This window comes from Desulfovibrio sp. 3_1_syn3, assembly GCF_000145315.2.
Taxonomy (GTDB): domain Bacteria; phylum Desulfobacterota; class Desulfovibrionia; order Desulfovibrionales; family Desulfovibrionaceae; genus Desulfovibrio; species Desulfovibrio fairfieldensis.
In genome coordinates this window covers 170,083-196,704 of the sequence record NZ_ADDR02000001.1, presented here as the reverse complement: position 1 = coordinate 196,704, position 26,622 = coordinate 170,083, and the positions used below count along the sequence as shown (strand labels likewise).

General features: G+C 63.5%; 22 protein-coding genes. 7 read left to right on the top strand and 15 right to left on the bottom strand.

What is annotated here, in order from left to right:
* Positions 1 to 4: 4 nt before the first annotated feature.
* The 4 genes from ldhH to HMPREF0326_RS00765 all read left to right on the top strand — a co-directional run bounded on the left by ldhH (position 5) and on the right by HMPREF0326_RS00765 (position 5,430).
* Positions 5 to 2,158 (top strand): L-lactate dehydrogenase (quinone) large subunit LdhH, encoded by a 2,154-nt coding sequence (gene ldhH, locus HMPREF0326_RS00780; RefSeq protein WP_008681964.1) that lies wholly within the window; start codon positions 5 to 7, stop codon positions 2,156 to 2,158.
* Between the two features lie 317 nt (positions 2,159 to 2,475).
* Positions 2,476 to 4,164, top strand: a complete 1,689-nt coding sequence (locus HMPREF0326_RS00775; RefSeq protein ID WP_008681962.1) for an L-lactate permease — start codon at positions 2,476 to 2,478, stop codon at positions 4,162 to 4,164.
* Between the two features lie 395 nt (positions 4,165 to 4,559).
* A complete protein-coding gene (crcB, locus tag HMPREF0326_RS00770) occupies positions 4,560 to 4,958 on the top strand; it encodes a fluoride efflux transporter CrcB (RefSeq protein WP_008681960.1) in 399 nt (132 codons plus the stop codon).
* 154 nt (positions 4,959 to 5,112) lie between these two features.
* Positions 5,113 to 5,430 carry a DUF190 domain-containing protein gene (locus tag HMPREF0326_RS00765; RefSeq protein WP_008681956.1) on the top strand — a complete coding sequence of 106 codons (318 nt, stop codon included), beginning with the start codon at positions 5,113 to 5,115 and terminating at the stop codon, positions 5,428 to 5,430.
* 434 nt (positions 5,431 to 5,864) lie between these two features.
* Here HMPREF0326_RS00765 and HMPREF0326_RS00760 read toward each other — a convergent pair whose 3' ends face one another.
* The 3 genes from HMPREF0326_RS00760 to HMPREF0326_RS00750 all read right to left on the bottom strand — a co-directional run bounded on the left by HMPREF0326_RS00760 (position 5,865) and on the right by HMPREF0326_RS00750 (position 8,287).
* Positions 5,865 to 6,269: a hypothetical protein gene (locus tag HMPREF0326_RS00760; protein ID WP_008681954.1), complete on the bottom strand. Its 405-nt coding sequence runs from the start codon at positions 6,267 to 6,269 to the stop codon at positions 5,865 to 5,867.
* A 150-nt stretch (positions 6,270 to 6,419) separates the two neighbouring features.
* The gene (locus tag HMPREF0326_RS00755) at positions 6,420 to 6,923 is read right to left on the bottom strand and encodes a hypothetical protein (protein WP_232221582.1); all 504 of its coding nucleotides are present in this window, start codon (positions 6,921 to 6,923) and stop codon (positions 6,420 to 6,422) included.
* A 275-nt stretch (positions 6,924 to 7,198) separates the two neighbouring features.
* Entirely contained in the window at positions 7,199 to 8,287 is a 1,089-nt protein-coding gene (locus HMPREF0326_RS00750) for an alpha/beta hydrolase family protein (RefSeq protein WP_232224891.1), read from the bottom strand.
* 252 nt (positions 8,288 to 8,539) lie between these two features.
* Here HMPREF0326_RS00750 and HMPREF0326_RS00745 point away from each other — a divergent pair, with 252 nt between their 5' ends.
* On the top strand, positions 8,540 to 9,196 hold the full coding sequence (locus HMPREF0326_RS00745; RefSeq protein WP_008681948.1) for a DedA family protein: 657 nt from the start codon (positions 8,540 to 8,542) through the stop codon (positions 9,194 to 9,196).
* A 14-nt stretch (positions 9,197 to 9,210) separates the two neighbouring features.
* On the opposite strand, the gene HMPREF0326_RS00740 is transcribed toward HMPREF0326_RS00745, so the two are convergent.
* From HMPREF0326_RS00740 to HMPREF0326_RS00705, 8 genes are all read right to left on the bottom strand, one after another.
* The gene (locus tag HMPREF0326_RS00740) at positions 9,211 to 9,915 is read right to left on the bottom strand and encodes a Crp/Fnr family transcriptional regulator (protein ID WP_008681946.1); all 705 of its coding nucleotides are present in this window, start codon (positions 9,913 to 9,915) and stop codon (positions 9,211 to 9,213) included.
* Positions 9,916 to 9,988: 73 nt separating this feature from the next.
* Positions 9,989 to 10,312 (bottom strand): 4Fe-4S dicluster domain-containing protein, encoded by a 324-nt coding sequence (locus HMPREF0326_RS00735; protein ID WP_008681944.1) that lies wholly within the window; start codon positions 10,310 to 10,312, stop codon positions 9,989 to 9,991.
* A gap of 36 nt (positions 10,313 to 10,348) precedes the next feature.
* Complete coding sequence (locus tag HMPREF0326_RS00730) at positions 10,349 to 12,124, bottom strand: adenylyl-sulfate reductase subunit alpha (RefSeq protein WP_008681941.1); 1,776 nt, start codon at positions 12,122 to 12,124, stop codon at positions 10,349 to 10,351.
* A 174-nt stretch (positions 12,125 to 12,298) separates the two neighbouring features.
* A complete protein-coding gene (locus HMPREF0326_RS00725; RefSeq protein WP_008681940.1) occupies positions 12,299 to 13,840 on the bottom strand; it encodes an SLC13 family permease in 1,542 nt (513 codons plus the stop codon).
* A 176-nt stretch (positions 13,841 to 14,016) separates the two neighbouring features.
* Positions 14,017 to 15,567 (bottom strand): ATP-binding cassette domain-containing protein, encoded by a 1,551-nt coding sequence (locus HMPREF0326_RS00720; RefSeq protein ID WP_020990114.1) that lies wholly within the window; start codon positions 15,565 to 15,567, stop codon positions 14,017 to 14,019.
* A 194-nt stretch (positions 15,568 to 15,761) separates the two neighbouring features.
* Positions 15,762 to 16,598, bottom strand: coding sequence for a histidinol-phosphatase (locus tag HMPREF0326_RS00715; RefSeq protein ID WP_008681936.1), 837 nt, complete (start codon positions 16,596 to 16,598; stop codon positions 15,762 to 15,764).
* Positions 16,599 to 16,767: 169 nt separating this feature from the next.
* On the bottom strand, positions 16,768 to 18,186 hold the full coding sequence (gene gltA / locus HMPREF0326_RS00710) for an NADPH-dependent glutamate synthase (protein ID WP_008681934.1): 1,419 nt from the start codon (positions 18,184 to 18,186) through the stop codon (positions 16,768 to 16,770).
* A complete protein-coding gene (locus tag HMPREF0326_RS00705; protein ID WP_008681932.1) occupies positions 18,176 to 19,018 on the bottom strand; it encodes a sulfide/dihydroorotate dehydrogenase-like FAD/NAD-binding protein in 843 nt (280 codons plus the stop codon). Before HMPREF0326_RS00705 ends, gltA begins: the two co-directional genes overlap by 11 nt.
* Before the next feature lie 799 nt (positions 19,019 to 19,817).
* Between HMPREF0326_RS00705 and HMPREF0326_RS00700 the strand changes: the two genes are divergently transcribed.
* Complete coding sequence (locus HMPREF0326_RS00700) at positions 19,818 to 20,099, top strand: hypothetical protein (RefSeq protein WP_009302867.1); 282 nt, start codon at positions 19,818 to 19,820, stop codon at positions 20,097 to 20,099.
* A gap of 219 nt (positions 20,100 to 20,318) precedes the next feature.
* On the opposite strand, the gene HMPREF0326_RS00695 is transcribed toward HMPREF0326_RS00700, so the two are convergent.
* On the bottom strand, positions 20,319 to 22,460 hold the full coding sequence (locus tag HMPREF0326_RS00695; RefSeq protein WP_020990113.1) for a methyl-accepting chemotaxis protein: 2,142 nt from the start codon (positions 22,458 to 22,460) through the stop codon (positions 20,319 to 20,321).
* A gap of 265 nt (positions 22,461 to 22,725) precedes the next feature.
* Here HMPREF0326_RS00695 and HMPREF0326_RS00690 point away from each other — a divergent pair, with 265 nt between their 5' ends.
* Positions 22,726 to 22,950 carry a hypothetical protein gene (locus tag HMPREF0326_RS00690; RefSeq protein ID WP_008681929.1) on the top strand — a complete coding sequence of 75 codons (225 nt, stop codon included), beginning with the start codon at positions 22,726 to 22,728 and terminating at the stop codon, positions 22,948 to 22,950.
* A gap of 51 nt (positions 22,951 to 23,001) precedes the next feature.
* Here the strand turns inward: HMPREF0326_RS00690 and cobM are convergent, their stop codons facing one another.
* From cobM to cbiD, 3 genes are all read right to left on the bottom strand, one after another.
* Entirely contained in the window at positions 23,002 to 23,796 is a 795-nt protein-coding gene (cobM, locus tag HMPREF0326_RS00685; protein ID WP_009302869.1) for a precorrin-4 C(11)-methyltransferase, read from the bottom strand.
* A gap of 144 nt (positions 23,797 to 23,940) precedes the next feature.
* A complete protein-coding gene (locus tag HMPREF0326_RS00680; RefSeq protein ID WP_008681927.1) occupies positions 23,941 to 25,410 on the bottom strand; it encodes a bifunctional cobalt-precorrin-7 (C(5))-methyltransferase/cobalt-precorrin-6B (C(15))-methyltransferase in 1,470 nt (489 codons plus the stop codon).
* Positions 25,407 to 26,615 (bottom strand): cobalt-precorrin-5B (C(1))-methyltransferase CbiD, encoded by a 1,209-nt coding sequence (cbiD, locus tag HMPREF0326_RS00675; protein ID WP_020990112.1) that lies wholly within the window; start codon positions 26,613 to 26,615, stop codon positions 25,407 to 25,409. Before cbiD ends, HMPREF0326_RS00680 begins: the two co-directional genes overlap by 4 nt.
* Positions 26,616 to 26,622 lie beyond the last annotated feature (7 nt).

Sequence of the window (26,622 nt, the reverse complement as noted above, 5' to 3'; positions counted from 1 at the left end):
GGCCATGCATGAAGCCCCCAAATCTCTTTCCGATTACCGCAAGCAAATCGATGAGGCCCTGCAGGACGATTTTCTGCGCCGCACTCTGGACACCTTTGCCGTGTCCTACCGGGCCAACCGCGAAGCCGTCTTCCAGGAAGTGGACGAGCGCGGCCTCATCGCCAAGATAGCCGAAGCCAAGGACTACGCCTGCCAGCACATGGAGGAACTCTACCAGCAGTTCAAGGAGCAGGCGGAAAAGCGCGGCGTGCACGTGCATCGCGCGGCCACGGCCAAGGAAGCCAATGAGATCATCGCCCGCATCGCCAAGGAAAACGACGTCAAGCGGGTGGTCAAATCCAAATCCATGACCGCCGAGGAAATCCAGCTCAATCCAGCACTGGAGGCCGAAGGCCTGATCGTGGACGAGACGGACCTGGGCGAATGGATCATCCAGCTGCGCCATGAAGGCCCCTCCCACATGGTCATGCCCGCCATCCATCTTTCGCGCTACCAGGTGGCCGACGACTTCACCAAGGCCACGGGCGAAAAGCAGGACACCGACGTCCAGAAGCTGGTCAAGGTGGCCCGCGTGCAGTTGCGCCGCAAGTTCATCGCGGCGGACATGGGCGTCAGCGGCTGCAACTTCGCCGTGGCCGAAAACGGGGCCGTGTCCACCGTGACCAACGAGGGCAATGCCCGCATGGTCACCACCCTGCCGCGCGTACATGTGGCCATTGCCGGTCTGGACAAACTGATCCCCACCCTGGACCAGGCCCTCACCGCTCTGCTGGTGCTGCCGCGCAACGCCACGGCCCAGCGCCTGACCTCCTATGTGACTTGGATGTGCGGGGCCGGTCCCTGCGCTTCCGCGCCGGGCAACAAAAAGATCATGCACATGGTCTTTCTGGACAACGGCCGTACCGAAATCGCCAAGGACCCGCTGTTCTCGCAGATTTTCCGCTGCGTGCGCTGCGGCGCCTGCGCCAACGTCTGTCCGGTGTTCCGCCTGGTGGGCGGCCACAAGATGGGCTACATCTACATCGGCGCCATCGGCCTGATCCTGACCTATTTCTTCCACGGCAAGGACAAGGCCAAGGTACTCTGCCAGAACTGCGTGGGCTGCGAATCCTGCGCCAATGTCTGCGCGGGCGGCATCGACCTGCCGCGTCTGATCCGCGAGATCCGCAGCCGGGTCACGGAAGAGCAGGGCGGCGGAGCCCAGGCGGCTCTTCTGGCCTCGGTGATGAAAAACCGCAAGCTTTTCCACAGCCTGCTCAAGTTCGCCAAATACGCCCAGAAACCCTTTACCGGCGGCACGCAGTTCCAGCGTCATCTTCCGGCCATATTCCTGGGCAAGCATGGCTTCAAGGCCTTGCCCGCCATTGCGAACAAGTCCTTCCGCGACCGCTGGCCGGAAATCGCGCCCAAGGCCCAGAATTCCACCATGCGGGTGGCCATCTTCAGCGGCTGCGCCCAGGATTTCGTCTATCCCGAGCAGCTTGAAGCCTGCGTGAAGATTCTGGCGGCCAAAAACGTGGAAGTGGAATTTCCCATGGAGCAGACCTGCTGCGGCCTGCCCCTGGAAATGATGGGCCAGCGCAAAACCTCGGTGGACGTGGCCAAGCAGAACATTCAGGCCTTTGCCGTGGGCAAGTACGACGCCATCATCACGCTTTGCGCCAGTTGCGCGTCGCATCTGAAGCACACCTATCCGAAAATCCTGGAGAATGAGCCGGATATCCTGCCCCAGGCCAAGATTTTCGCGGACAAGGTTATCGACTTCAGCTCCTTCGTGCGCGACCGCCTGGGCCTCAAGCCCGAGGACTTCACCAATTCCGGCGAAAGGGTCACCTACCACGCCTCCTGCCACCTCTGCCGGGGCCTGGGCGTCAAGGAGGCCCCGCGTGAACTCATCGCGGACGCGGCCCAGTACGTGCCCTGCGAGGAGGAAGAAGTCTGCTGCGGCTTCGGCGGCACGTATTCCATGAAATTCCCGGAAATCTCGGCCCAACTGCTGGACAAGAAGCTGAAGAACGTCCGTGAAACACGCGCCGCCCGCCTGGTGGTGGACTGCCCCGGTTGCGTCATGCAGCTGCGCGGCGGCGCTGAAAAGACGGGTCTTAACGTCAAAGTGCAGCACCTCGCGGAACTTCTGGCCGAAAACCTCAAACGTTAGCGCGGCGCGCCCCGGAGGCATGGGCGCCGGGGGCTCCCGTTCCGGGAACCCCCGGCCGCGCCGAAAAAAACCTCAAATAAGGGCACGCCGTTGCAAAGAAAAAAGCGGCGTGCCCTTGCGTTTTTATAGTGTTTTACGTTATCGATGAAGAACTGGTATCAAAGGTGCTCTGTTCCGCGTGCCGGCGCGGAGGGGGCGGGATCGGCCTGGAAAAAACGCCGGATGTTTTCCGGCGGAGGAATGGCCCAGGGCAGTTCACGCATGACGTGCGTCAACTGCTCCGGTCCCGCGGACCCGGTTAACTAAGGGAGGTTTTCATGTCTATTGGAATGCTGGCGTTACTGGCGGTCATCCCCATTGTGGCGGCCCTTGTCCTGATGGTGGGTTTGCGTTGGCCCGCCACACGGGCCATGCCCGTAGCCTGGCTCGCCTGCGTGATCTGCGGCCTGATCGGCTGGAATCTGGACGTCATGTATCTGCTGGCGCTTTCCCTGCAAGGCGTGGTGGTGGCCGTGGGCGTGCTGATTATCGTCTTCGGCGCCATTCTTATTTTGTACACCCTGGAAAAAAGCGGGGGCATGGAGACCATCCAGCACGGCATGCAGAATGTAAGCCGTGACCGGCGCCTCCAGGCCATCATCATCGGCTTCATGTTCGGCGCGTTCATCGAAGGCGCGGCGGGCTTCGGCACACCGGCGGCCCTGGCCGCGCCCCTGCTGCTCGCCCTGGGCTTCCCGGCCATGGCGGCTGCGGTGATCTGCCTGGTCTTCAACAGCGTGCCCGTGACCTTCGGCGCGGTGGGCACGCCGGTCATCGTGGGCTTCGGCTTCCTGAAAGGCCCCGTGGCCGAAGCCGTCGCCAACAATCCCAACCTCCCTTTCACCACGTATGACGGTTTCTGCAAAGCCGTGGGCCAGTGGGCCACTTTCATGCATGCCCCCATGGCCATCATTCTGACCATCTTCATGCTCGGCTTCCTGACTCGCTTCTTCGGCGCGGAAAAGTCCTGGTCCATCGGCTTCCGGGCCTGGAAATACTGCGTGTTCGCCGCGGTCTGCTTCCTGATCCCCTATCTGCTCTGCGCCTGGCTGCTCGGGCCGGAATTCCCCAGCATGCTCGGCGGCCTGCTCGGCCTGGCCGTGGTGATCTGGGGCACCAAGAAAGGCTTCTGCGTGCCCAAGGACGTCTGGGGCTTCGCGCCGCACAGTGAATGGGACCCCTCCTGGTCCGGCACCGTGCCTTTGAACACCAAGACCGAATTCCAGGCCCACATGAGCCAGTTCATGGCCTGGTTGCCCTATGTGATCATCTGCGCTCTGCTGGTCATCTCCCGTATTCCCCAGTTGGGCCTCAAGGCTTGGCTCACGGCCCAGAAGCTGAACTTTGTCGACATCCTGGGCTTCAAGGGTGTCAGCGCCAGCATTGATTACCTCTACGTGCCCGGCACCTTCTTCATCGTGGTGGCCCTGCTGACCATTCTGCTGCACAAGATGCCCGGCTCCGCCGTGAAGGACGCCTGGGCCGAGAGCTTCCGCAAGATGAAGGCCCCGACCATCGCCCTGATCTTCGCCGTGGCTCTGGTGTCCATCTTCCGCGGCTCCGCCACCAACCCGCTGGGCGCGCCCTCCATGCCCTTGGCTCTGGCCCAGGCCGTGGCCGCCGCCGCCGGCAGCGTCTGGCCCATGCTGGCCGCTTTCGTGGGTGGCCTCGGCGCGTTCATCACCGGTTCCAACACGGTTTCCGACCTGATGTTCGGCGAATTCCAGTGGGGCATGGCCGCCACCCTGCACCTGCCCCGCCAGATCATCGTGGCCGCCCAGGCCGTGGGCGGCGCCATGGGCAATATGATCTGCGTGCACAACATCGTGGCCGCCTGCGCCGTGGTGGGCCTCTCCGGCCGTGAAGGCGAGGTGCTCAAGCGTACCTTCTGGCCCTTCATGCTCTACGGCGTTGTTGTGGGCATCATCTGCTGGGTGCTCATCGCCATGAATCCCAACGTGTTCTAAAATCTGATCCACAGGCGTCCGGCCCCGTACGGGGCCGGACGCCTGTGGGCCTTGCCGACGCTATGCCTTTTTGCCCTCCTGCCGCGTGCGGCAGCCTCGGTCGAGTGCCAGATCTCTGCTGTCCTTATTCGTAAGCAGCTTCGCTGTAACGGCTGAGGCAAGAGTACACTTCCTCAAAGCAGTTTTCTCTTCCTTGCGGGCGAACAAAAATTCTATAACCTTGACAGGCACTGGAGCGTTGACAACATCAACGCGGTCAAAAATCAGAAGCAGGTCACGGCGTTGCCGTGCCGCGAGCTGCCCGAAGGGTGCCCGGCAAGTTTTTCTGAAAACGAGCCGATGGCGGCACAAGCACCGTGCAAGCGGGGTTTGCCATCAGTCTGAGAGGGGCGGCCATGATCCATTCTCTGCTTGCCATCTGCGTGGGCGCGTCGGCCGGGGCCGTCTTGCGCTGGCTGCTCGGCCTGGCGCTGAACCCCGTCTTTCCGACCCTGCCCTTGGGCACCCTGGCCGCCAACTGGCTGGGGGGCTATATCATCGGCCTGGTGCTCAGCATTTTTGCCTTTTTCCCTTCGCTGGGCGCGGAATGGCGCCTACTGGTGGTGACGGGCTTTCTGGGCGCGCTGACCACCTTCTCCACCTTTTCCGCGGAAGTGGCGACCCTGATTCAGCAGGGGCGATTGTTCTGGGCCGGAGGAGCCGTGGCGCTGCATGTCTGCGGTTCTCTGGCCATGACTTTTCTGGGCATGGGCACCTTTGCCCTGATCCGCTGTCTTTTGGGCTCGTGGCGCTGACAAGTCGTCTTTTGCTGTCGGCCCTGAAGCGCTACGACGGACATCGCGTGAACACCCGTGAATGACGTGCACTGCGGGCGGGCAAGGCGGAACGCGCAAGCCGCGGGGAATGGGTTCATTCTCAAGACACATTCATCTGAGGAAGGAGGCGGGCATGCGGGGCTGGCAACTGACGTTTTACACGCAGCAGGGCCGCAGCCACGGCACGCGCAGCATTGCCGAATGGCTGGTGGCGGAGGCAAAGGCTCTCGGCATCAGCGGCGCGACCATGAGCACGGCCCAAGGCGGTTACGGACGGGACGGCAGGCTGCATTGGGCCAACTTTTTCGAGCTGTCCGAGCAGCCGCTGGAAGTGACCATGGCGCTCAGCGACGAAGCGGCGGAACGCCTGCTCGCCCGCATTGCGGCCGAAGGCCTATGCATTTTTTATACCAAAGTGCCGGTGGAGTTCGGCATTACCGGCGAAAAATAGACGCGCTTCTGATGTTACAGAGCGCGCCTGTCATAAGAATCTGTCCGGGAAAGCATGGCCGCTGTGGCGGCCATGGGCGGAAAGGCGCGGGATTGCCTTGGCGGCGAGTATTCAGAATCTCATGAACGGCAGCGTGTTCTTTGCCGCGCACTACACGCTAACGGGCACTGCCGCCCCTATTGGGAACAATGTCAATACCCAGAGCGGCGCAAAGAGACCCTTGCTCCGCTTGCCGTCAGATTTTTCTTCTCTGATTTCTCAGGCTGGACCGGCCTGCATCACGCCATAAGACATCTAACCCTGAAACAGCAGCATCCGCTGCAATCCTTCCCGACGCGGCCGCTTTTTCGCCATATTTCGCTCAGAAGCCATAAGAGCGCATGATCCCAGGCGTTTTTCCCGGCCGCGTGAGGAGGGCTTATGCCCGGCAGGCTCTAGTGCGCCGGCAGCGACGGAATACGCCACCAATACCAGAGGCTGACCAGGGTATTGTCCTGAGGCTGCCACTCGCCGCAATGCTCAAAATGGTGCAGAACCTGCTGCTCAATGGGGCTCAGAACCCGGTCCGGGTTTTCATGCTGCCTGAGGCGGAAGAAGATGGCCAGGCATTCAAAAAGACTGAAACAGTCTTCATCGCCGGCAATACCCGCTCCCAGCAGCTTGACGAATTCCTGGTAGAACGGATTGGTCTCAGGTACGCACGCGTCAAAATCCGCCACATTTTCTATGAGGAATTTCAAGCCCTGGCAGAACAGCAATTGGGTCGGCTCCGATGAAACATGCGCCAGACGGGCCGAGTACAGTTTTTCCATATCGTTCAGATATGTGGAAAGGGGCATGGTTTCGCTCCTGTGCGGGTGAATTCTGCTGGATTATAGTCAAACTTTTATAAAAATCCAGTTTTTATTTGTTTTACGATATTTCTGGAAAATCAAATAAATAGCTCAAGTTCGGCGGCAAAAAGCCCGCCGTCTCCACTTCGCCCTGAACTAATTCAGGCTACGGCGGGGTTGCAGATACTGCGGCTGAAAAAACAGACGGTACCTTTTTGCCGGGGAAAGATGGGCCGGCTTAGCTACTTGCCCTTCAATGGAGAGAGGCTTGTCGGAAAGACCGAAGGGCTGAAGTTGGTCCGGCGAGGGCGCGGCGCGCGCGAAACCTTCGCCTGTAAGATAAATCACCGGCATGCTGCTGGCGGCGCTGCCCGCCATCAATACCGTGCCGCCGGTCAACAGTCCGCCGTCGGCGGCGTCCCGCGCCGCGGTGGCGTTGAGCAGGCTGGGCATACGGACATCGGTGCGGCGCAGCACATCCAGAAAATCGTTGCCCGTACGTCCCACAAAGGTCAGCAGGGAGGAACCGTCGCCGGATACCAGCAAACTGACCGGCATGGTGCCCCCATGAATGCCCATATATGTGGGCCGCGCTCCGGCGGGCATGATTACCCAGCCGTCGGCGGCCTTCACCCCGCTGTCCACAGCCGCCGCACACATCCCCGGAAACGCCGGTGCCGGCAGCAGGCATAGCATGCAAATGATCAGTATCTTCATGCTGTTATACGAACCCCAGCTGGTTTTGAGGGCGTCTTTCCCTACGCCCGTCGCCGGACCCGGTCAGAAATGGATAGATATATATCCCGGGGAGCGGTTTTCTGGCCCCACGGACCGTCGTCCGGTATAAAACCGGCTTTGAAAGCATCTATGTACTGTGGAGAGGCTAGTGATTCGCACTAGCGTTGTCAAGCCGCCGGTACCTTTCGCAACGCGGCTCAGCGAGAGCGGTGCTGCCGTGGACGCGGCGCGGGCGCGGGGAGCTGCGGCGCGGGCGGAGGCGGCGGCGTCAGGTCCGGCGGCGGGGGAATAACGGGCAGATTTTTACCGCTGCCCAGAACATGAAGAAAAAAGTCGCTGAGGGCGTCATCCATGTGCCGGTGAATGGCCCGGCGCTCCTCCGGGCTCACGGAGCGGCAGAGTTCGGGCAGCTCAGCGGCCAGGGCCTCCGGGCAGGGAGACATCAGCGCGCCGGTATCCGCGCCCGGAAGACTGAGATAGCGGGCCTTGCCGTTCAGCAGCCGGGCAATGGCATCGGCGTGCAGGGACGGGCGGTTCATGGCGTCGCTTTCGGCGGCGATCAGCAGCAGCGGCGGGTAAAAATAGCGGAAGGACGCGGGGCTGAACAGCATGCCGAAACCGGGGGCGGCAGCGGCCACGGCCTTGATCCGGGGATCGGCCAGGCTTTCCGTCAGCGGCAGGCTTTGGCAGATGGCGTTTACTCGGTCCCTGGCCCAGCGGTTGCAATACATATCCCGGCGTCCGGCTTTTGCGCAGTATTCCGGCCAGGAGGCGCAGTCAGGCAGGGCCCCGCCCAGCAGCAGGGCGGCGGTGCCCCCCGTGCCGAAGCCCAGCAGGCCGATGCGGTTTTTATCAATGCTGGCGGCAAGCTCCTGGTCGGCCAGCAAAAGGTCGAGGGTGGACGAAAGTTCTTTGGCCCTGGTTTCCAGCTGCCGCCAGGTGAAAAGCAGGCTCATATTGTCCATGCAGTCTTGGGAATGGGTGGGCGCGGCCACCACAAAGCCGCAGGAAGCCAGCCAGGCGGCTGTGTCATGGTAGGAAAAACGCGTGCCCGGCGACGCGTGGGACAAGAGCAGCAGGGGAAAGCGCCCCTCCACCGGCTTGCCGTTACGCGCGGCGGCAATGGTCCAGGGCGCGTAATTAAGTTCGCGCGGGGGCCGGAGGCTGGGATACCAGATATTGACGTCCAGGCGCAGATTGGTGTCCGCCGACCACTGTCCCAGCGTGCGGAAGCCTACCTGGTAGGAATCGGCCGCCGCGGCGCTGCCTGCCGGGACAGCCGACAAAAGAAAAAACAGCAGCGGAATGAAGAGCCGGATGTGGTATGGTGAAAATGCGCGCCGCCCCGGCGGACGTTGGCGTCCGCACCCGAGGGCGGAGCACGCGCCGAGAAGAGGCGGATGGGCAAAGGGGGTCTGTTCTGAGAGATATCGGGGCATAGGCGTTGTTGTGCCACAAGCCGGCTTGCGGTACAAGAGTGGGGCCGGAACGGGGCGGAGTGCCCGCCGCGAAACCGGCAGGCAAGGAGATCATCCCGGATGGAAATGGTCAGTTATTTTCTGGATTTTGTGCTGCACATTGACGTGCATCTGTTTGAGCTGGTGGAGCAGTACGGGCTCTGGGTCTATGCAATTCTTTTCGTCATCGTCTTTTGTGAAACCGGCCTGGTGGTCACGCCTTTTCTGCCGGGCGATTCCCTGCTGTTCGCTTCCGGCGTGGTGGCGGGCGCGGGGCTCATGGGCTACGGCGAGATCATGCTGGTGCTGCTGGCCGCCGGTATTTTGGGCGACGCCGTGAACTACTGCATCGGACGGCATGTGGGACCGGCCATTTTTTCCCGCGAAAACCGGCTGATCAAGAAAGAGCATTTGCTCAAGGCCCATCAGTTTTATGAGCGGCACGGCGGCAAAGCCATTGTGCTGGCGCGTTTTGTGCCCATTGTGCGCACATTTGCGCCCTTTGTGGCGGGCATCGCCCTGATGCACCCAACCACCTTCTTTTTCTACAATATTACCGGCTGCATTCTCTGGGTGGGCGGGCTTGTGTCCGCCGGTTATTTCCTGGGCAACCTCACCTGGGTGCGCGAGAATTTCGGCATCATCGTCTATGCCATTATCGTCATTTCCGTATTGCCGGTGGTCATTGAACTGATCCGGGCCCGATGGGGCGGCAGAAAAAAGGGGGGCCACGCCTGAGGGGACGCGTCGCCTTATTCCTGAGCGTCGATCAGGGCCAGCAGGCGCCGCGGCGCGAGAACTTCAATGTGGGCACGCTGCACCACCAGCAGCCCCTCGGCCTGAAGCTGCTGTAAAACGCCGCTGACCGTGGGCTGGGTGGAACCGATCATGGCGGCGATCTGCTCTTGCGAAACGGGCATATCGCCCCGTACCGGAGCCTGCCAGGCCGGCGCTGCGACGTCGGCGGGCAGGTTGTCGCAGACGAGACAGAGCAGCAGACGCAGCAGCCGGTCGCGCACGGTGGAGGATGTCAGGCGACAGATATGATCGTTGCAGTAGCGCAGGCGGTTGCCGAGCACATTGATCACCCGCCGGGCCATGCTGAAGCGGCTTTCCAGCATGGCGCTGAATGCGGCGGCATCCATGACGTGGATGACGCTGGGCATCAGGGTCTGGGCATTGGCCATGCGCAGGCTGCCTTCCAGCACTTCCGAAAGGCCGAACATTTCGCCTGTGCGACGCAGAAAAAACATGGGTTCCTTGCCGTCGCCGGCCACGCCGAAAATCCGCACCAGTCCCTTTTCCATATAGTAGCAGGCGTCGCCCGGGTCGCCGCGCGAGAAAAGACGTTCGCCTTTCTTCAGGCACAAACGGGTCGCGCGGGAAAGAAAGAGGGCTTTTTCCTGCTCCAGCCCGTCGAAAAAACAGCTCTTGCGTAGAACATGCAGAAAAGACATGGCATTCCCGCAAGCGCGGCGTCCGGCCTGTTCCCGGAGGTAGGGGCCGGACGCCGCGCGGCTTCGCGGTGGGTCAGTTTGTCCGGTTTCGATAGCTGTATGTGCTTTCGACGCCGTTGATGTCGCGGCATTTCCAGGTAATGCTGTTCCTGCCGAGGATGGGGCGCAGCCGTGCGCCGAAATAGCTTATCTGGTACGGGATGCGCAGCTCCAGCGCGCCCGATGGACAGACCTTGATGCAGGACATGCAGTCCCAGCATTCGTTGGCGGCGCGGCAGAAAGCCTTGCCGCTCTGAGGGGAAACGGCCATGAGGTCGCCGGGGCAGGCCCTTTCGCAGAAGGATTCCTCCTTCCCGGCGCAGCCCGTGCATCTGCTTGCATTCACTAGAGGCGGCATGTTTATGTCCTCATTATTGCGGCGCGTTGCGCCGGATCAGCCCCGCGTCCTGTCGCCGGGCAGAATCTGTTCATAGGGGCGGGTGAAAACACGAATTTCCCCGCTGGCGGGGTTGCGCACGGATTCCACAAAGCAGTCGAAGTTGACGTCATCCCGTTCCGGATAATCGCTGCGGGTCTGCCAGCCGTTCCAGCGGGTTTCCCGGCGGGCCTTGAGATGGTGCACCACGGCCTCGGCCACATCCACGCGGTCCATGGTTTCATGGGCCTGCATCAGATCATGGAAGCTTTGCGCGCGCAGCAGGGGAAACTGCTTGCGGAGCATGGCGATATGCTTCAGGGCGTAGTCCAGGCGTTCTTCGTTGGTGCGGTAGAACTGGCTGACGCCGCCCGCGTATTCGTCCATCAGGCGCTGGAGACGTTCCTTCATCTCCACAGGCCGCACGCCGTCCTCGCGGCGGGTGAGAAGCGGGGCGTAGACGCGCGCCATTTCGGCCCGCATGTCCTCGTCGCCCGCCGTCACGACGACGGGCGGCACGGACTGCATATAAGCACGGGCGCCCCTGGCGGCAAGCTTGCCTTCCGCCGCGCAGCCGCCCACGAACTTGTTGGGATTGCCCCCGGCGGTTTCCCCGGCGGCGAACAGACCGGGCAGGGTAGTCATGCGGTTGATGTCCACCCAGTAGCCGCTGCCGGTATGCCCGCCCACGATGTAGGGATCGGAACCGTAGATTTCGATGGGCTCCTTGGTGACGTCCTGGCCCCGGCTGGCCAGAAAGAGCACGAACGAGGGGCGCTCGTTGAGATAATCCTCCATCATTTCGCGCGCGGCCTGCGGGGAAAGGACGGTGGTGTCGCAATAGCACGGCCCCCGGCCGTTAAGCCATTCCTCCATGGGCGCATTGGCGCGGATGTAACGCGGCGCGGCGTCGCCCCCCAGATGGCTGTAGCGGCTCATGACCCGTTCGCCTCTGGCGTTGATGATGGGCGAGTGATAGCCCACGGAAATGGTATCCACCGGACCGCAGAAATCCTTGGTGCGGGTGGCTACCCAGCGCTGCTCCAGACTGGTGAGCTCCGCGCCCTGGCGGTAGCCGATGGCGTAGCCTGAGCCCACGCAATAGGGGCACATCCAGATTTGCGCGCCGCAGTCTGTGGAATCCGCCGTATAGGACTTGTACAGCGTACCCGCGCCGCCGGTGGCCACTATGGTGGCCCTGGCGCGAAAAATATAGAACCTGCCGTCGCGCACGCCCAGGCCTGTAGCCCCCAGACAGACGCCGCCGCGCACGATGAGCGAGGTCGCGGCGACGCGATTGTACACGTCGGCGCTTTCAATGGCCTTTTCGGCCATGATGGGTTTAAGCTGCTCGCCGTGGATGGAAATATCCCAGCGGCCCCGGTAATGTTTGTTGCCGTCTTCATCCTTGAGAAAGGGGACGCCCCAGCGCTCCAGATCATCCACGCATTCGTTGAGTTCTCTGGCGTTGGACAGGGCCAGATCTTCGCGCAGGGGGCCGCCGCCCACTTGCGCGCGGCTCCAGCGCACCAGGTCTTCGGGGCTTTTGTCCGCCGGTATGTATGTGTTGATGGCGTCCATGCCCGCCGCGCACGCGCCGGAACGCATGATGTCGGCTTTTTCCATGATGACGATTTTCAGAGAGGGGTCCAGCCTGGCCGCCTCCCAGGCGGCGAAGCAGCCCGCGTTGCCGCCGCCGATGATCAGCAGGTCGGCGTCGACGACGACGGTTTCAATGTCGGCGGGCGTTTCAGGAAAGCGATCCGAAGCCCGTCCGGCGGCGATGTATGCCATAGTTCTCTCCTTGTCTGGCCCGGTGCGCAGCCGGGATGCTTTGAACATATTCCAGCAGATCAGCTTTGACGTTACCCACAGTTTTCTCTTTGTACCGTACCCGCTCCGGCGCTTGATCGCGCAGCTTAGAGCATTTTCAGTTTGAAAAGCTCCGCGTTTCAAACTGAAAATGCTCTAAAACGGCCAGGGTGCGGCCGGATCCCAGACGGGCATGCCCCAGAGGGCGTACCAGGGGGCCATGATGCACAGGCCGTAGGCGATGGCGATGCATACCGAAACGCAGCCCGCCTTGGCGTAGTCGCCGGGAGTGAAGGTGTCCGTGCCGGAGGCGATGACCGCCGCCGTGATCTGGGTGGGCAGGATGTAGGCAAAGGTGTCCGTATCGCAGACCAGCATGGTGAAGGCCACGGGGTGCAGGCCCAGCTTGGGAGCCATGGCGAAGACCACCGGAGCCAGCATGGCCACGGCCGCCACGTTGGACAGCATGCCCAGGCGGATGACGTGCGTGCCGACCATCAGGGCCAGCACAGCCTGCCACCAGGACATGCCGGTGACCAGGGCGTGGATGATGTCGGCCAGCCATTGGGCCAGACCGGACTGGGTCATGGCCGTGGTCATGGTCATGGCGCCGCCCAGCAGCAGAAAGGTGCCCCAGATGGTCTTTTCCTGAATGGCCTTCCACGAACAGGGCAGCAGGCCGGGCGCGAAGAGAAGCAGTATGCCCAGCAGACCGATGACGCCCAGAGGCTGGCGGTGCAATTCGAAAATGAAGCTGCCCTTGCCGGTCATGAACATGACGCCCGCCAGCAGAAAGACGGCCAGCAGGGTTTTTTCAGACAGGGTCATGGGGCCGAGGGCCCGGCTTTTTTCCCTGATGGAGGCCTCGCCCCCGGCGATGTGAATGCCGGAGGTTTTGAAATAGTGCCGAATCCAGATCTGGGTCAGTACGAACATGCCCAGGTAGGGCAGTTGCAGCAAAGCCCAGTTGAGATAGTTCAGATTCGTGAAACCGCCCTTGTCGAAAATGCCCACCAGAATCATGTTGGGCAGATGGGCCGTCATGATGAACATGCCGCAGATCATGGAACCGTAGACCAGGGACTGGATGACGATGGCCTTTTTGGCCGAGCGTTCTTCGGGCGTATCGCCCATCAGATTACAGATGCCCTGCACCACAGGCAGCAGGGTGGCGGCCCTGGCATTGGCCGCGGGCACCAGAAAGCCCAGAACAATGTTGACGAAAAACATGCCCCAGATGATGCGCCCTACCGACGAGGCCTTGAGGCGGGCCAGGATGCTCAGGGCGATGCGCCGGTCCAGCCTGATGAGCTGCATGGCCGCGCCCGCCAGAAAGGCGAAAAGGCAGAGCCAGATCACATGGTTGGTGAAACCGGCGAAAATGACGGCCATGGGCGGCTTGCCGTTTTCCCAGGGCAGAGCGCGGGTGATGAGCAGCAATGTGGGAATGGAAATGCCCGTGATGCCCACGGGCATGGCTGAGCTGACCCACATGGTCGAAGCCCAGAGCACGATGCCGAGCACTGTCATGCCCTCATGCGAAAGGCCGGGAAAGGGGGGAAGGATTGTCCAGAACAGGACAAAAAGACTCCAGGCGAGCAGAAATCCCGCGAAGACGCGCGCGGGATTGTGCCCTTGCCTTCTGACATTGTCGCACAAGTATTGCCGGAACGTCTCGGACGTATTGGCGCTGGACATGAAGAACCTCCCGAAGCCGCGAACTGGATATGTTCGAAAGATAGACCTCGGGGTATGTTCTTTCTATTCGCCCGCTGATAAAGGGCGTATTTTTGTGAAAAAAGGGGCGCATTGCTGCCGGCCTGGAGCGCGTCGCGCTTTGAAGCGTAAAAAGGCGCGCGGCAGAGGTGACGGGGTCAGCGCAGGACGGTCAGACGCCCGTTTTCCATGCGCGCCTCGCGATTGATGCAGAGGGGGGCGTCCTCCCCGTGGTGCGAGACAAAAACCAGATGCGCGCTCAGCCCCCCGGTTTCCGCCGGGGCGGCCAGACAATCCAGCAGGGTCAGATAGCGGGCGCGGCTTTCCGCGTCCAGGCCGGAGCAGGGTTCGTCCAGCAGCAGAACGTCCGGACGCCCCACCAGGGCGCGGGCCAGAAACAGACGGCGCAACTGCCCGCTGGAGAGGCGACGGATGGATGTTTCCGCCACGCGGGCCGCGTCTCCCTCCGGGAAAAGCCCGGCCATGACGCGTAAGGCCTCGTCCCGTTCCGCTTCCGTAAATTCCCGGTATACGCCGATGCTGTTGTCAAAGCCGGAGCAGACCAATTCCAGCCCGTTGAGCGCGAAACCGTAGAGCGCCTGGGAAAGGTCCGATACCAGACGCACGCCCTTGCGTACATCGGCCAGCATTTCCACATGGCCGCCCTGACCCGGCAGCCAGCGGCTGATAATACCTCCGGCGGCCACGAACTCGTCCCCGGCCAGCAGGCGCAGCAGGGTGGACTTGCCCGAGCCGTTGGCTCCGGTGATCTGCCAGTGCTCGCCCTCGTGCAGGCTCCAGGTGACGTCGTGCAGTACCTTGTGGCGGTCAATGTAAACCGACACGTTTTCCAGGGCCAGCAGGATGCGGCCCGTGGCGCTGTAAACCGGACGTCCTGCTTTTGCCGGCGGGGCGCTGCCCATTTGGGCGGCGGGCAGGGCGCGGGCCGGGGGTGGCGCATCCAGCAGGCGGCCCGCGTGAATGTGGCGGCGCTCCGTGCACCAGGGCGGCAGGGCGTCAGCCCGGTGCGCGGTAAGAATCACGGTGCAGCGGTCGGCGTATTCCTCCAGCACGTCAAAAAAGACTTTTTTATGGGCCGCGTCCAGGCCGTCGGCGCATTCGTCCAGCAATAACAGAGCGGGAGCGCGCAGCAGGGCCCTGCCCAGCAAAAGCAGGCGCAACTGCCCCTGCGAAAGAGTGGGCAGGCTGCGGGCCAGCAGGCCCAGGGCTTTCAGGCGCGCGGCCAGGGCCTCCACGGCGGCGGCCTGCTCGTCACCCCTGGGCATGCCGGAACAACTGTAGGGCAGGGGGGTGTCCTCCAGGCCGGTGAGCAGTAGGTCGCGGCCCGTGATGTCCCAGGCCTGACGCTGGTAGCTTTCCTGCTGGGCCGGGGAGACCAGGGCGGTCATGGAACGCCCGGCCAGGGGAGATTCCTCCGCGCCCTCCTCCGTATGCCAGCAAATATGGCCGCTTGCGGGCCAGAGTTCGCCGCGCAGCAGGCGCAGCAAGGTGGATTTGCCCGAGCCGTTGGGGCCCAGCAGGGCACAGTGCCGCCCGCGTTCCACTCGCCAGTCGATATGGTGTAGTACCATTTCCTGGCGGGGATCGCCGGGCAGAAACAGGCTGACGCCGTCCACCGTGACCAGGGGGATACCTTGGGGCCTCGTGGCGGCGTCGGGCAGAGACGGTCTGGGCTGGAATTGGGACATGGCTCGTGTCGGTGTTGTGGTGAGAGCATGTAACACTTGAACTGCTCTAGAGGGTGTCGTCATGAGATGGATTTTCGTGTTATATCAAGGAAGACGAGCCCGCTTTGAAGGAGTGTACTCTTTTGGTACTCGACTGAAAAAGCGGGCGAAGTCTGACGCGGAGATAACCGAAAAGACGCTCATGACGACACCCTCTACAGGGGGAGGGTCGTCATGCGCCCCTTGTCGAAAAACACATGTTCCCTGAAGCCGAACGCTTTGGCGTAGGAGGCCAGCCGAGCGAAGCCGTGGGCCACGTCGTCCACGCCGTGGGCGTCCGAGGCGAAGCTGACGGGCAGGCCCAGCTCGGCGGCCAGGGCCATGATGGGCGGGGCCGGATAGATTTCGCGACAGGCCTTGCGCAGCCCGGCCGAGGAGATTTCCATGGCCATGCCCGCGTCGCGCAGGGCCGTGAGGCAGCGGCGGATTTGCGCCGTGCTCTCCGCTTTGGCGAGCCAGATGTGGAATTGTTCCACAGAGAAAATTTTGATCAGGTCCGGGTGGGCCGCGATATTGAACAGGCCCGAGCGGATCATGGCTTCCCAGGCCGTGAAATAGGCCGTATAGCGGCTTTCGCATTCTTCCTGGGAGGCGCTTTTCCAGGGCTCCACGCCGTCGTCAAAGCCCCAGCGCCCGAGAAAGTGCACGCTGCCCAGCAGATAGTCGAAGTCATAGGCCGTGCACGCGGCGCGGGTGTAGTCTTCCTGCCCGTCCAGCCAGTCCATTTCCATGCCGAACAACACGCGACAGGGGCCATGGCCCCCCTCACGCGGCGCGGCCTTGAGCGCGAGCACCTCGCGCGCGTAGTCCGGCAGATGGCGGGTGAGCTGCTCGCGGTACTCGTGCAGGTAGTCGAAACCCAGCGGGCGGGGCGAGTGCTCGGAAAAGCCCAGCAGGGTCAGTCCCTTGTCCAGGGCCGAAGCGTACATCTCGGCGGGCGAGTTCGCCCCGTGCGAGTATTTGGTGTGGGTGTGCAGATCGACTGTTATCATGTTCGGCTGTCCCAGGTGCGCGGCTTGCCGGAAAAAGATAAAAATTTATGGGAGAGGAGGCAAGCTCCTCTCCCATGACACCATAGGAATTTTGTCCGTCGGCAAGGCAGGCACGCGCCCGCGCCGGGCCGCGCGGCCTGACACAGTCGGCGGGCAAAAGAACATGGCGTCAGGCAAGCAGCCTCTTGACGATTTCCTGCCCGGCCCGCCGCCCCGCGCCCATGGCCAGAATGACCGTGGCCGCGCCGGTGACGATGTCGCCGCCGGCAAAGACGTTGGGAATGGAGGTTTCGCCGGTTTCCTCATTGGTCTGGATGTAGCCCCACTTGTTCTGCTCCAGGTCGGGCGTGGCGTCCAGAAGAATGGGATTGGAACGGGTACCCAGAGCCACGATAGCCAGATCCGTGGGCAGATCGTAGACTTCGCCTTCCACGGGCACCGGACGGCGGCGTCCAGAGGCGTCGGGTTCGCCCAGCTCCATCTTTTGCAGGGTCACGGATTGCAGGCGCATTTCGGCGTCGCCGTTGAAACGCAGGGGAGAGGCCAGCATGGCGAACTGCACGCCCTCTTCCTCGGCGTGTTCGATTTCCTCGCGGCGGGCGGGCATTTCCGCCTTGGTGCGACGATAGACGATGTAGACGTTTTCCGCGCCCATGCGCAGGGCTGTGCGGGCCGCGTCCATGGCCACGTTGCCCGCGCCGAAAACGGTCACGTTTTTACCGGGGAAGGCCGGGGTGTCCTGCTTGGGGAAATCGTAGGCCCGGCCCAGGTTCACGCGGGTGAGGTATTCGTTGGCCGAGAACACGCCCACCAGGTTTTCGCCGGGCACGCCCAGAAAGACCGGCAGGCCCGCGCCCACGCCGATGAACACGGCGTCGTATTCCTTGCGCAGTTCGGCCACGTCCAGGGTGCGGCCGCCCACATAGTTCATGTGAAAATCCACGCCCGCCTGGCTCAGCCCGTTGATTTCCGTAGCCACCACATTCTTGGGCAGGCGGAAGGCCGGGATGCCGTAAATCAGCACGCCGCCCGGCTCGTGCAGAGCTTCGAAAACGTCCACCTTGATGCCCGCTGCCGCGCAGACGCCCGCGCAGGTCAGGGAAGAGGGGCCGGAACCGATGCAGGCCACTTTTTTGCCGCACTGGGGCACGGCGCAGGCATTGGTGCCCGTGACCTGCTCACAGGCCGTGGTGGCGATGTAGGTGTCGGCCACAAAGCGTTCCAGCCGCCCGATGGCGATGGGCTGGCCCTTGGCCTTCAGGATGCACTTGCCCTCGCACTGGTTTTCCTGCGGACAGACGCGGCCGCAGACCGCGGGCAGGCTGTTGGTGGATTTGATGATCCGGTAGGCCGCGTCCATGTTGCCGCGCGCCACCTCGCCGATGAAGTCGCGAATGGGCACTTCCACGGGACAGCCCGAAACGCAGAGCGGCTTTTTGCACTGAAGGCAGCGTGAGGCTTCCTCCATGGCCATTTCCCTGGTGTAGCCCAAGGCCACTTCCTTAAAATTGGAGCGCCGCACTTCGGCGGGCTGACAGGGCATCTCCACCCTGGGGGCCAGCGGTTTTTTGGCTTTCTTAGTTTCCATGAGCGCACCCGTTGTAAGAGTCGAAGGAGATTCTTTCCTGGTCGCGGTAGGCGGAAAGGCGGCGGCGCAGTTCGGGGAAGTCCACTTCATGCCCGTCGAATTCCGGCCCGTCCACACAGGCGAATTTTGTTTTGCCGCCCACGCTTACGCGACAGGCGCCGCACATGCCGATGCCGTCCACCATGATGGGATTGAGGCTGACCGTGGTCTTCACGCCGAAGGGGCGGGTAGTGTCGGCCACGGCGGCCATCATGGGCACCGGGCCCACGGCCACCACCTCAAAGACGGTCTTGTCCTTTTCCAGGCGGTCGCGCAGCAGATCCGTGACCAGGCCCTTGTGGCCGTAGCTGCCGTCGTCGGTGGAGATCAGCAGTTCGTCGGCAAAGGAGGAGAGCTCTTTTTCAAAGAGCAGCAGGTCCTTGCTGCGCGCGCCGATGATGCCCACCACCCGGTTGCCCGCGCGGGAGTGGCCCTTGGCGATGTGGTGCATGGCCGCGATGCCCGTGCCGCCGCCCACGCAGATCACAGTGCCGCGTTTTTCAATGTGCGTGGGATGGCCCAGCGGACCGCAGACGTCCGGAATGGCGTCGCCTTCCTTGAGGGTTTCCAGCAGGGCCGTGCTTTTGCCCAGGACCAGATAGACGATGGTGATGGTGCCGTTGGCCGCATCCGTATCGGCGATGGTCAGGGGGATGCGTTCGCCCGTGGGGCTCATGCGCAACATGACGAAATGTCCCGGATGCGCTTTTTGGGCGATGTGCGGCGCGTGCAGGACCAGTTTGCTGGTTTTGCCCGGGATCAGGCTTTCCTTGTGTAGAATGGGGGTCGGCATATGCTCTCCTGTGCTGCGATTGGGCTCTTAGTGTCGCGTCAAGCGACACATGTCGCAAACCCGCAAGGGGTTGCGCGCCGCCGCAGGCGGCGTAAGCACAGCAAAAACCGCGTTTTTTGCTGTGTGATCTTCACGCCGAACCGACAGGTGAGGCGTGGCATCTCATTAGAGCGGTTTACCTCTGAAACGCTACGGGGTTCAGAGGGTTCATTCCGGCAAAAAACGCGGTTATCGCTGCTGTCGATCCCCGTATGGCTCCGTTGTCGCCAACAGGGACTGCCCATCGGGCTGCCTTCGGTCGCTTTGCCGGAATCCACGCCGCGTTGCTCTCGATGCCTGTACGCCCTTTGGGCTACAGGCACGGCCCTACGGGCCGCCCGTCGGGTCGGTCTTCGCGGCGCGCCTCAACGTGTTCGGCGTTGCGTCCCCTTGGAACAAACTTGCAACAAGTGACGCAATGCCGGTCGCCGCCCTCGTGGGCGGCGGGCGAGTCGAAAACCGCGTTTTCGGCGAAACGATTTGCGCCAGATTAAACGCGAATGAACGACGTGGCAAGCGCGGCCACCCGGCAACCGTCTAATTTCATATGCCTTTATAGGCCGCCAGAGCCCGGTTTGTTTGAATATTCAGTCAAAATAATTTTTATAAATTTTTTTTATCCTCCCCTAATGGCCGCTTCCGGCGGGCCGATAAGAATACTGTTGAGTGGGGAAAGGGGAGAACGCAACACCAAACGTAAGGAGGCGGATCAGACCACCCCGTTGCAGGGAAGCAGTGATCCATTCAGGGAGGAATGGACATGTCGCTAATCATAACTGACGCATCCCGAACGGCGAAGGCCGCGCAGGATGACGCCGACCCCGAGGCCAGACAGGAACTGGCCCGGCTCACGCGTTATCTTGCCATTTTGGAAGACAATAAAAAGGCCAGCCGCTTTGTCCCCGACGACGCGGCCCTGGCTCTGGATATGGCCGGTTTTGTGCGCAACCGGCTGCGCGGCGGGCGCGCCGCGCCGGGCAGCCCTTTGGCGCGCCTGGCACTGGCGCTGGTGCAGACCAGCCCGGACGCGCCCGCGCAATAACGCGCCGACCCACCCGCGCCCAAGCCTTTGGCGACAGGCGCGAAAACAGCCGCCGCGCGGCGTGGAACGCCGTCAGGCGGCATAACCGGAACGCATCACCTTTCCGTGACATGAAGGGGTACGCGGCTGATCCGCGTTCCAGCAGATCTCCACTCAGAATGGGAGGGGCCGTGGGGGCCCCTCCTTTTTTTGTCTGCGGCTGTGGCGGGCGGCGGCACGCTATGCGCGCTTCATGTCCTCGATGAGCGTGGCCAGAATGCGGGCCTGTTCCGCCAGGTCGCTGACGGAACGGGAGGACTCGGCCATGGCCCGGGCCGTTTCCCCGGCAATGGCGTTGACCTGGTCGATGGAACGGCTGATTTCTTCACTGGAAGCCGACTGTTCTTCCGAAGCCGTGGCTATGGCCCGCACCTGGTCCGCGGACTGCTCCGCCATGCTGACGATTTCCTGCAAGGCTCCGCCGGACTGGCGGGCATAGTCCGTGGCCGCGTCAATGGTGGCCACGGCATTGTCCACCTGGGCCATGCTCTGCCGGGTGCTGCCCTGAATGGCGGCAATGGCGTTGCCCACCTGCGAGGTGGAGGCCATGGTTTTTTCGGCCAGTTTGCGCACCTCGTCGGCCACCACGGCAAAACCGCGCCCGGCATCGCCCGCGCGGGCGGCCTCAATGGCCGCGTTCAGCGCCAGCAGGTTGGTCTGGTCCGCGATGTCGGAAATGACGCCCATAACCTGGGAAATGGACTGGGCGTGCCCGCTGAGCGTCTCCATATCCTCTTTCAGGGCCAGAGACTGCCGTTGCACGTCCCGGATGCTGTCCACCACGTTTTTGACAATGTCTTCGCCGCTGATGGCCTTTTCGCGCGTATGGGCGGAAACGCCCGCGGCCGTGCCCGCATTGCGTGCCACTTCAACCACAGTGGCGTTCATCTGCTCTATGGCGGTCACGGTTTCCGCAACCCGGGCCGCCTGTTCGGAGGCGCCGCGCTCGGACCGGACGATCTGGGCCGAAAGGGACGTGGACGCCGAGGAAACCGTGCCGGCCACTTCCTCCAGCCGTTGCGCCGCCGCCAGCATGGCCGCGGTTTTGGCTCCGGCCTGCTTCTCGGATGCTTCCGCCTCCAGCATGGCCGCACGGGCTTTCTCCGCCTGGGACCGCGCGTCGGCGCTCAGCTTTTCAGCCCGGTCAAGCCCCTCCAGAAGACCGGCGATCATGTTCTTCAGGGAGGTGCTGAGCCGCCGGACTTCCCCGCCGAAACGCTCATCCCTGATTTCATGATGCAGATCGCCCCCGGCAATGGCCTGCGCGGCGTCGGCCAGGTGGGACAGGGGCCTGACCGAGGCGCGCACGATAAGCATAATAAAGCCGGTCACCAGCAGAATGGCGGCAATGCTCATGACGATAGTCAGCATGCTGATGCTGCGCACGCCCGCCAGCACTTCATCCATGGGTACGATCAGGGCGAGATACCACACCTGATCCGTCTTCAGCAGGGGCACGGGCGCGTAACAGCAGAAGATCATGCCGCCGCCCTCGGCGTCCCGGCGCAATTCCATATAGGGCTCGCCCTTGCGGAATGCCTCCTCCGCCTTGTCGGCGGAAATCCAGCCCATTTTGAAAATGTTTTTGTTGATGACATCAGGGTTGCGGTGCGCCACCAGTGTGCCGTCCTGCGTCATCAGCTGGGCGTAGCCGGTGGAATAGGCCTTGATGCGGGTGACCTGCTCAAGCAAGCCCTTCAGCTCCACGTCAACGGTCACGCCGCCCCGGTATGTTCCGTCCACCAGAACCGGGGCCGCCGCCGTGGTCATGGGCACTGTCCGGCCGCCGACCTCGTACATGTACGGCGGGGTCAGGTAGGGCTTTTTTCTGGTTTTGGGTTCCAGGTAATAGTCGGCCTTTTCGTACTCCGTAAGCAGGGTAACCCGCTCGCCTTGCGCGGTATAGGGGATGAACTTGCCTGCGGCATCGCTGCCGGGCGTATTCCTGAATTCCGCGTCGCGGCCGTCAAACGCGCCGGGCTCCCATACCGCTCCCGAGCCGATGGCGGCGCTGTTGCCGGAGTGCAGCCCTTCCAGCATGGCCACGAGCAGCTCGCGCGAAACGGGAATGCCGCTTTTGAGCGCCTGGCCCAGGCCGCCGGCCAGAGTGTCGGCCTGTGTCAGGGCAGCGCTCAGAAAGGTGGAGATGGGACCGGCCTGTGCCGTGGCGAGATCGGCCAGTTCGCGTCTGGCCATCTCTTGGGTGGCGGCGGACGTTCTGGTCTGGATCTGCCAGGTCAGAGTGCCCAGCACGGCGATCAGCAAAATGGAAACCGGAACGATGATCCGGGGGGCCATGCCCAGACGGGTATACCATGCCATGACGTGATCCTGTTTTTGACAAAATGGGTGAATATGAAGGGTCGGGCGTGTATATACTGCTTGACCGGCGATTTCAAATGTATTTCCGGTCAGTTCCGGAATTTTTTATGAAAGGTTTTTCCACAGGGCCGCGGCGGGCAGGCCGGGCTTGTCGGCCGCCTGCCCGGCTGCTAGATTCAGAATCTGCCTGAACCTCCCCCGGCTGTCGCAGCCGTCTGGTCTGTGGAAGGCGCGTTGATGTTCTGTGTGATACTCAGGAGGGATTATGCTTCTGCTCAGCCCCAGAATGACGCCGGAGGAATACGCCTTCGCGCTCACGGATGAGGCCTTTGCGGCCTGGCGGCCCGTGGAGGGCAAACAACAGTTCTGTTTCGACTATGACGGCGAAATGACCGTGTACCAGAAGCTGGAATATATGGGCGGGCTTATGCAGGGCTTTTACCGCCGATTCCGACAGGCGCGGGCCGCCGGTGGCCGGGAGGCGGAGTGAGAGAAGCATTGGGTTTACGAAGCGCTGAACGGCGGAAACAGACGCCGGGCGCTATGTTTTTTCCTGCCGCCGACCGTGGCTGAAGTCCGCCGCGTACAGGCGCGAGGCCGCGCCCTTTTCCAACTCGCCGGGCAGGATCAGAAAAACGGTCTGGCGGGTGATGCCGTGTTGTTCCACGCAACGGGCCAGGCCGTCCAGGGTGGTCCAGTGCAGTTGCTGGTCCGGCCAGCCCACGCGATGGGCGCAGAGCACCGGCGTTTCCGGGGGCAGGCTGCGGGCCAGTTCCGCCTGAAGGCCAGCGGCGGAATGGGCCGAGAGATAGACGGCCAGAGAGGTCCTGTGCGCGGCCAGGGCGGCCAGGCGTTCGCGTTCCGGCACGGGAGTGCGGCCTTCCATGCGGCTGATCATCAGGCTCTGGGTTACTTCCGGCACGGTAAAGGTCACGCCCGCGGCGGCGGCCGCCGCGCAGGCCGCCGTGACGCCGGGGATCACCCGCCAGGGGATGCCGTCGCGTTCCAGCAGGGCGATCTGTTCGCGCAGGGCTCCGTATAATGAGGGGTCACCCGTATGCACGCGGGCCACGTCCTTTCCGGCCAGGGCCGTCTCGCGCACCAATTGATGGCATTCTTCCAAGGTCAGCGGCGCGGAATCCGCCACCCGCGCGTCCGGCCCGGCGCAGGCCACCACCTCCGGGGGCACCAGGGAACCGGCGTAGAGCACCAGCCCGGCTCCTTCAATAGCTTTGCGGCCCTTGAGGGTCAGCAGTTCCGGGTCGCCCGGCCCGGCCCCCACAAAGAAAACCATGCCTGTTTTCGCGTTTTCGGACTTTGTGTGCGTGTTCGGCATGAATGCTCCTTTTCGTCCTCTGCCGGCGTCAGGCTCGCCCCGTGCGAAGGCCGGGTTTGAATATACTCCCTTCGCCCGGGACTCGCTTTCTTGGCGGAGAACGAACACCCTTATTTAGAAACAGCTCCTGGCGGCGCGTCCGTTTTACTTCCCGCCGGACGCGGGTTTCTGCGCGGCCAGCAGAAAAACCGGATTCAGGGCCGCCAGGTGCAGATCTCCCGCCAGCTCGCGGGCCTCGGACGCCTGAATCTGCATAATTTCCAAGGGCCAGTCCAGACCTTCCAAAAAGCGGCGGCAGAGGCAGAAGGTGTCCAGCAGCACGCAACTGGCAACCAGGCGTCCGCCGGGCGGCAGGCGGTGGCAGACATGGCCCAGAATATCCTCGGCATCCTCGCCGGACAGGCCCCCGCCGATGAAGACCCGCTGCGGATCAGGCAGGGAGGGCAGGCATTCCGGGGCCTGGCCCAGGCAGACGTCCAGAATGGCGGCCCCGAAGCGGCGGCGGTTTTCCTGAATGCTCATGGCCCGCCCGGCGCTGCGCTCCACGGCCACCACCCGGCCTTCATGGGCCAGCACGGCGGCTTCCAGAGCCACGGCCCCGGAACCCGCGCCGATATCCCAGACCACATGGCGCGGTCCTACGCGCAGCAGGGACAGCGCGGCGGCGCGTACCGGCTTTTTGCTGATCAGCTTGCCTTCCACGGCCAGCTCCTCGGCGTCCAGGCCCAGGTGCGGCCTGCGCGGGAGCTCGCCGGGGATCAGCAGCAGGGTGCAGGCCGGGCCGAAAGTGCGACAGGCCGCCTCGGCCAGGCTCAACTGATGCCGGGCTTCGTCGGGCGCGCCCATGCGCTCGAAAATATGCGCCGTGAACCAGTCCACGCCCCGGTCCAGCAGATGGCGTGCCAGCACGTCCGGGGTCATGCGGGCGTCGGTGAGGATGCAGAGCGGCGCGTCCTTGGCCACGGCCACATTCAGCGGGCCCAGGTCGTCCCGGCCGTGCAGGGAGAGGCAGACGACCTTGTGCCAGGGCAGGGCCAGGCGGGCGCAGGCCTGCTGCAGGGAGCTGACCGCCGGAATCAGACGCACGGCCTCCGCGCCCAGCTGGCGCACCAAGGTGGCCCCGATGCCGAAAAAGAGCGGGTCGCCGTCGGCCAGCAACAGCACGCGTTCCCCGGCGGCGCGCATCTGGCTCAGGCGGCTGAGCAGGGGTTCCAGCGGCAGGGTGAGCGGCAGAAGGCGAGCCTTGAGTCCGCTTTGGCCGTCCTGAGCTTCAAAGGCCGCCAGCAGTTCCCTGCCGCCGCAGAGCACGTCGGCCGCTTCCAGAAGGGCGCGCTGTTCCGGGGCGAGGGCCGCCGGGCCGCGCGCGCAGCCGCAGCCCAGGCCCAGTACGGTGATGGGCGCGGGCTCCGGCGTGGTGGGTTCAAAAACAAAGAGCGAATGGAGCATGTCCGCCATGGGCGGCCAGCCGTCCGCCTGTCCTGTTTCTTTTATCGCTTCAGCTTGCGGGGACGCGCCCTCGGCACGGTCTTCCGCGTCCACCGTGTCCACGGCGGCGTCCGTGGGCCGGGGCGTTTCCGTGAACGCAATGCCGGGAAGCACAATCTGCTTTTTCATAGTGCCATCAATTCCCTGCCGTCAGTGTGAAAAAGGTGCAGGCTTACGGGGCGACCCGCGAAAGCCCATGCGGTTTGGGCCGCCCGACGGATCACGGCGGCCAGCGCATCCGATCCGGCGGGGTCGGCCAGCAACAGTTCCAGGGCGTGCGATGCGGTCACGCAACGGGCCACAGCCGGGGCGCAGGCCGTGCCCGTCTCATTACAGAGATGCGCCAGAGCCGCCATATCCAGCTCGGCGTCGCGGGCGTGGGTATAGGCATGGCCTTGGGCGAGCTTGACCAGTTTGCCGAAAAAGCAGCCCCAGACCAGCCGCTCAAAGGGCAGAGCTCCGGCGGCGCGCAGGGAAAATTCCGCAAAATCGGCAGCCTGCACGAAACACCGGGGCGCAAGCTCGGGGTAGCGGGCCATAAGCAGTTTCTCCGAGCGCCGTCCGGTGGAAAGGCAGACTGTGCGGCAGCCCGTGGCCTGGGCCACATGCAGGCCCTGTTCGATGGTGGCGCGCCAGGCGGCGTGGCTGTATGGGCGGACCGTGCCCTGGGTGCCCAGAATGGAAATGCCGCCCACAATGCCCAGGCGCGGGTTAAAGGTGTGCCGGGCGATTTCCGCGCCCTGCGGCACGCTGATGATCACGGTCAGAGGCGGGCAGGGGCCGCGTCCGGGGACCGGGCGCGCGGCCTGACGGCCCAGGGCGAAGCGAAGCTGCTCCCTGGGCACGGGATTAATGGCCGCCGTGCCCACGGGCAGGGGCAGGCCCGGCAGGGTCACACGGCCCACGCCGGGGCCGCCCTCGATGCGCGTAAAGTCGGGATCGTCCGGTGCCCAAAAAGGCGCTTCGCAATCGCGCAGCAATACGCTGGCCGTGATCAGCGCGCCCGAGGTGGCGTCCGGATCGTCGCCGCCGTCCTTGCGGATGGAGGCGTGGGCCGCTCCGGCGACCTGTGCCGGAGCCGGGAGAAAATCCGGAATCAGCTCCGCCGCCGGGCCCGGCGCGCAGTCCGCCACCGGCAGAACGCACCGGCCGCGCGGGCTGCGCCCGGCGAAAGATTCTTCCCCGGCGGCGGGCGCGAAGGGCGGCAGGGGCACGTCCACGCTGTCGGGCGCGCGACCCGTGCGCAACAGGGTGAGCGCGGCCAAGGCCGCGCCCGTGGCCGCCGTGCCGGTGGTGAAGCCTTCGCGCAGGGGTCGCGTCACAGTCCGGGCCACGTCGAGC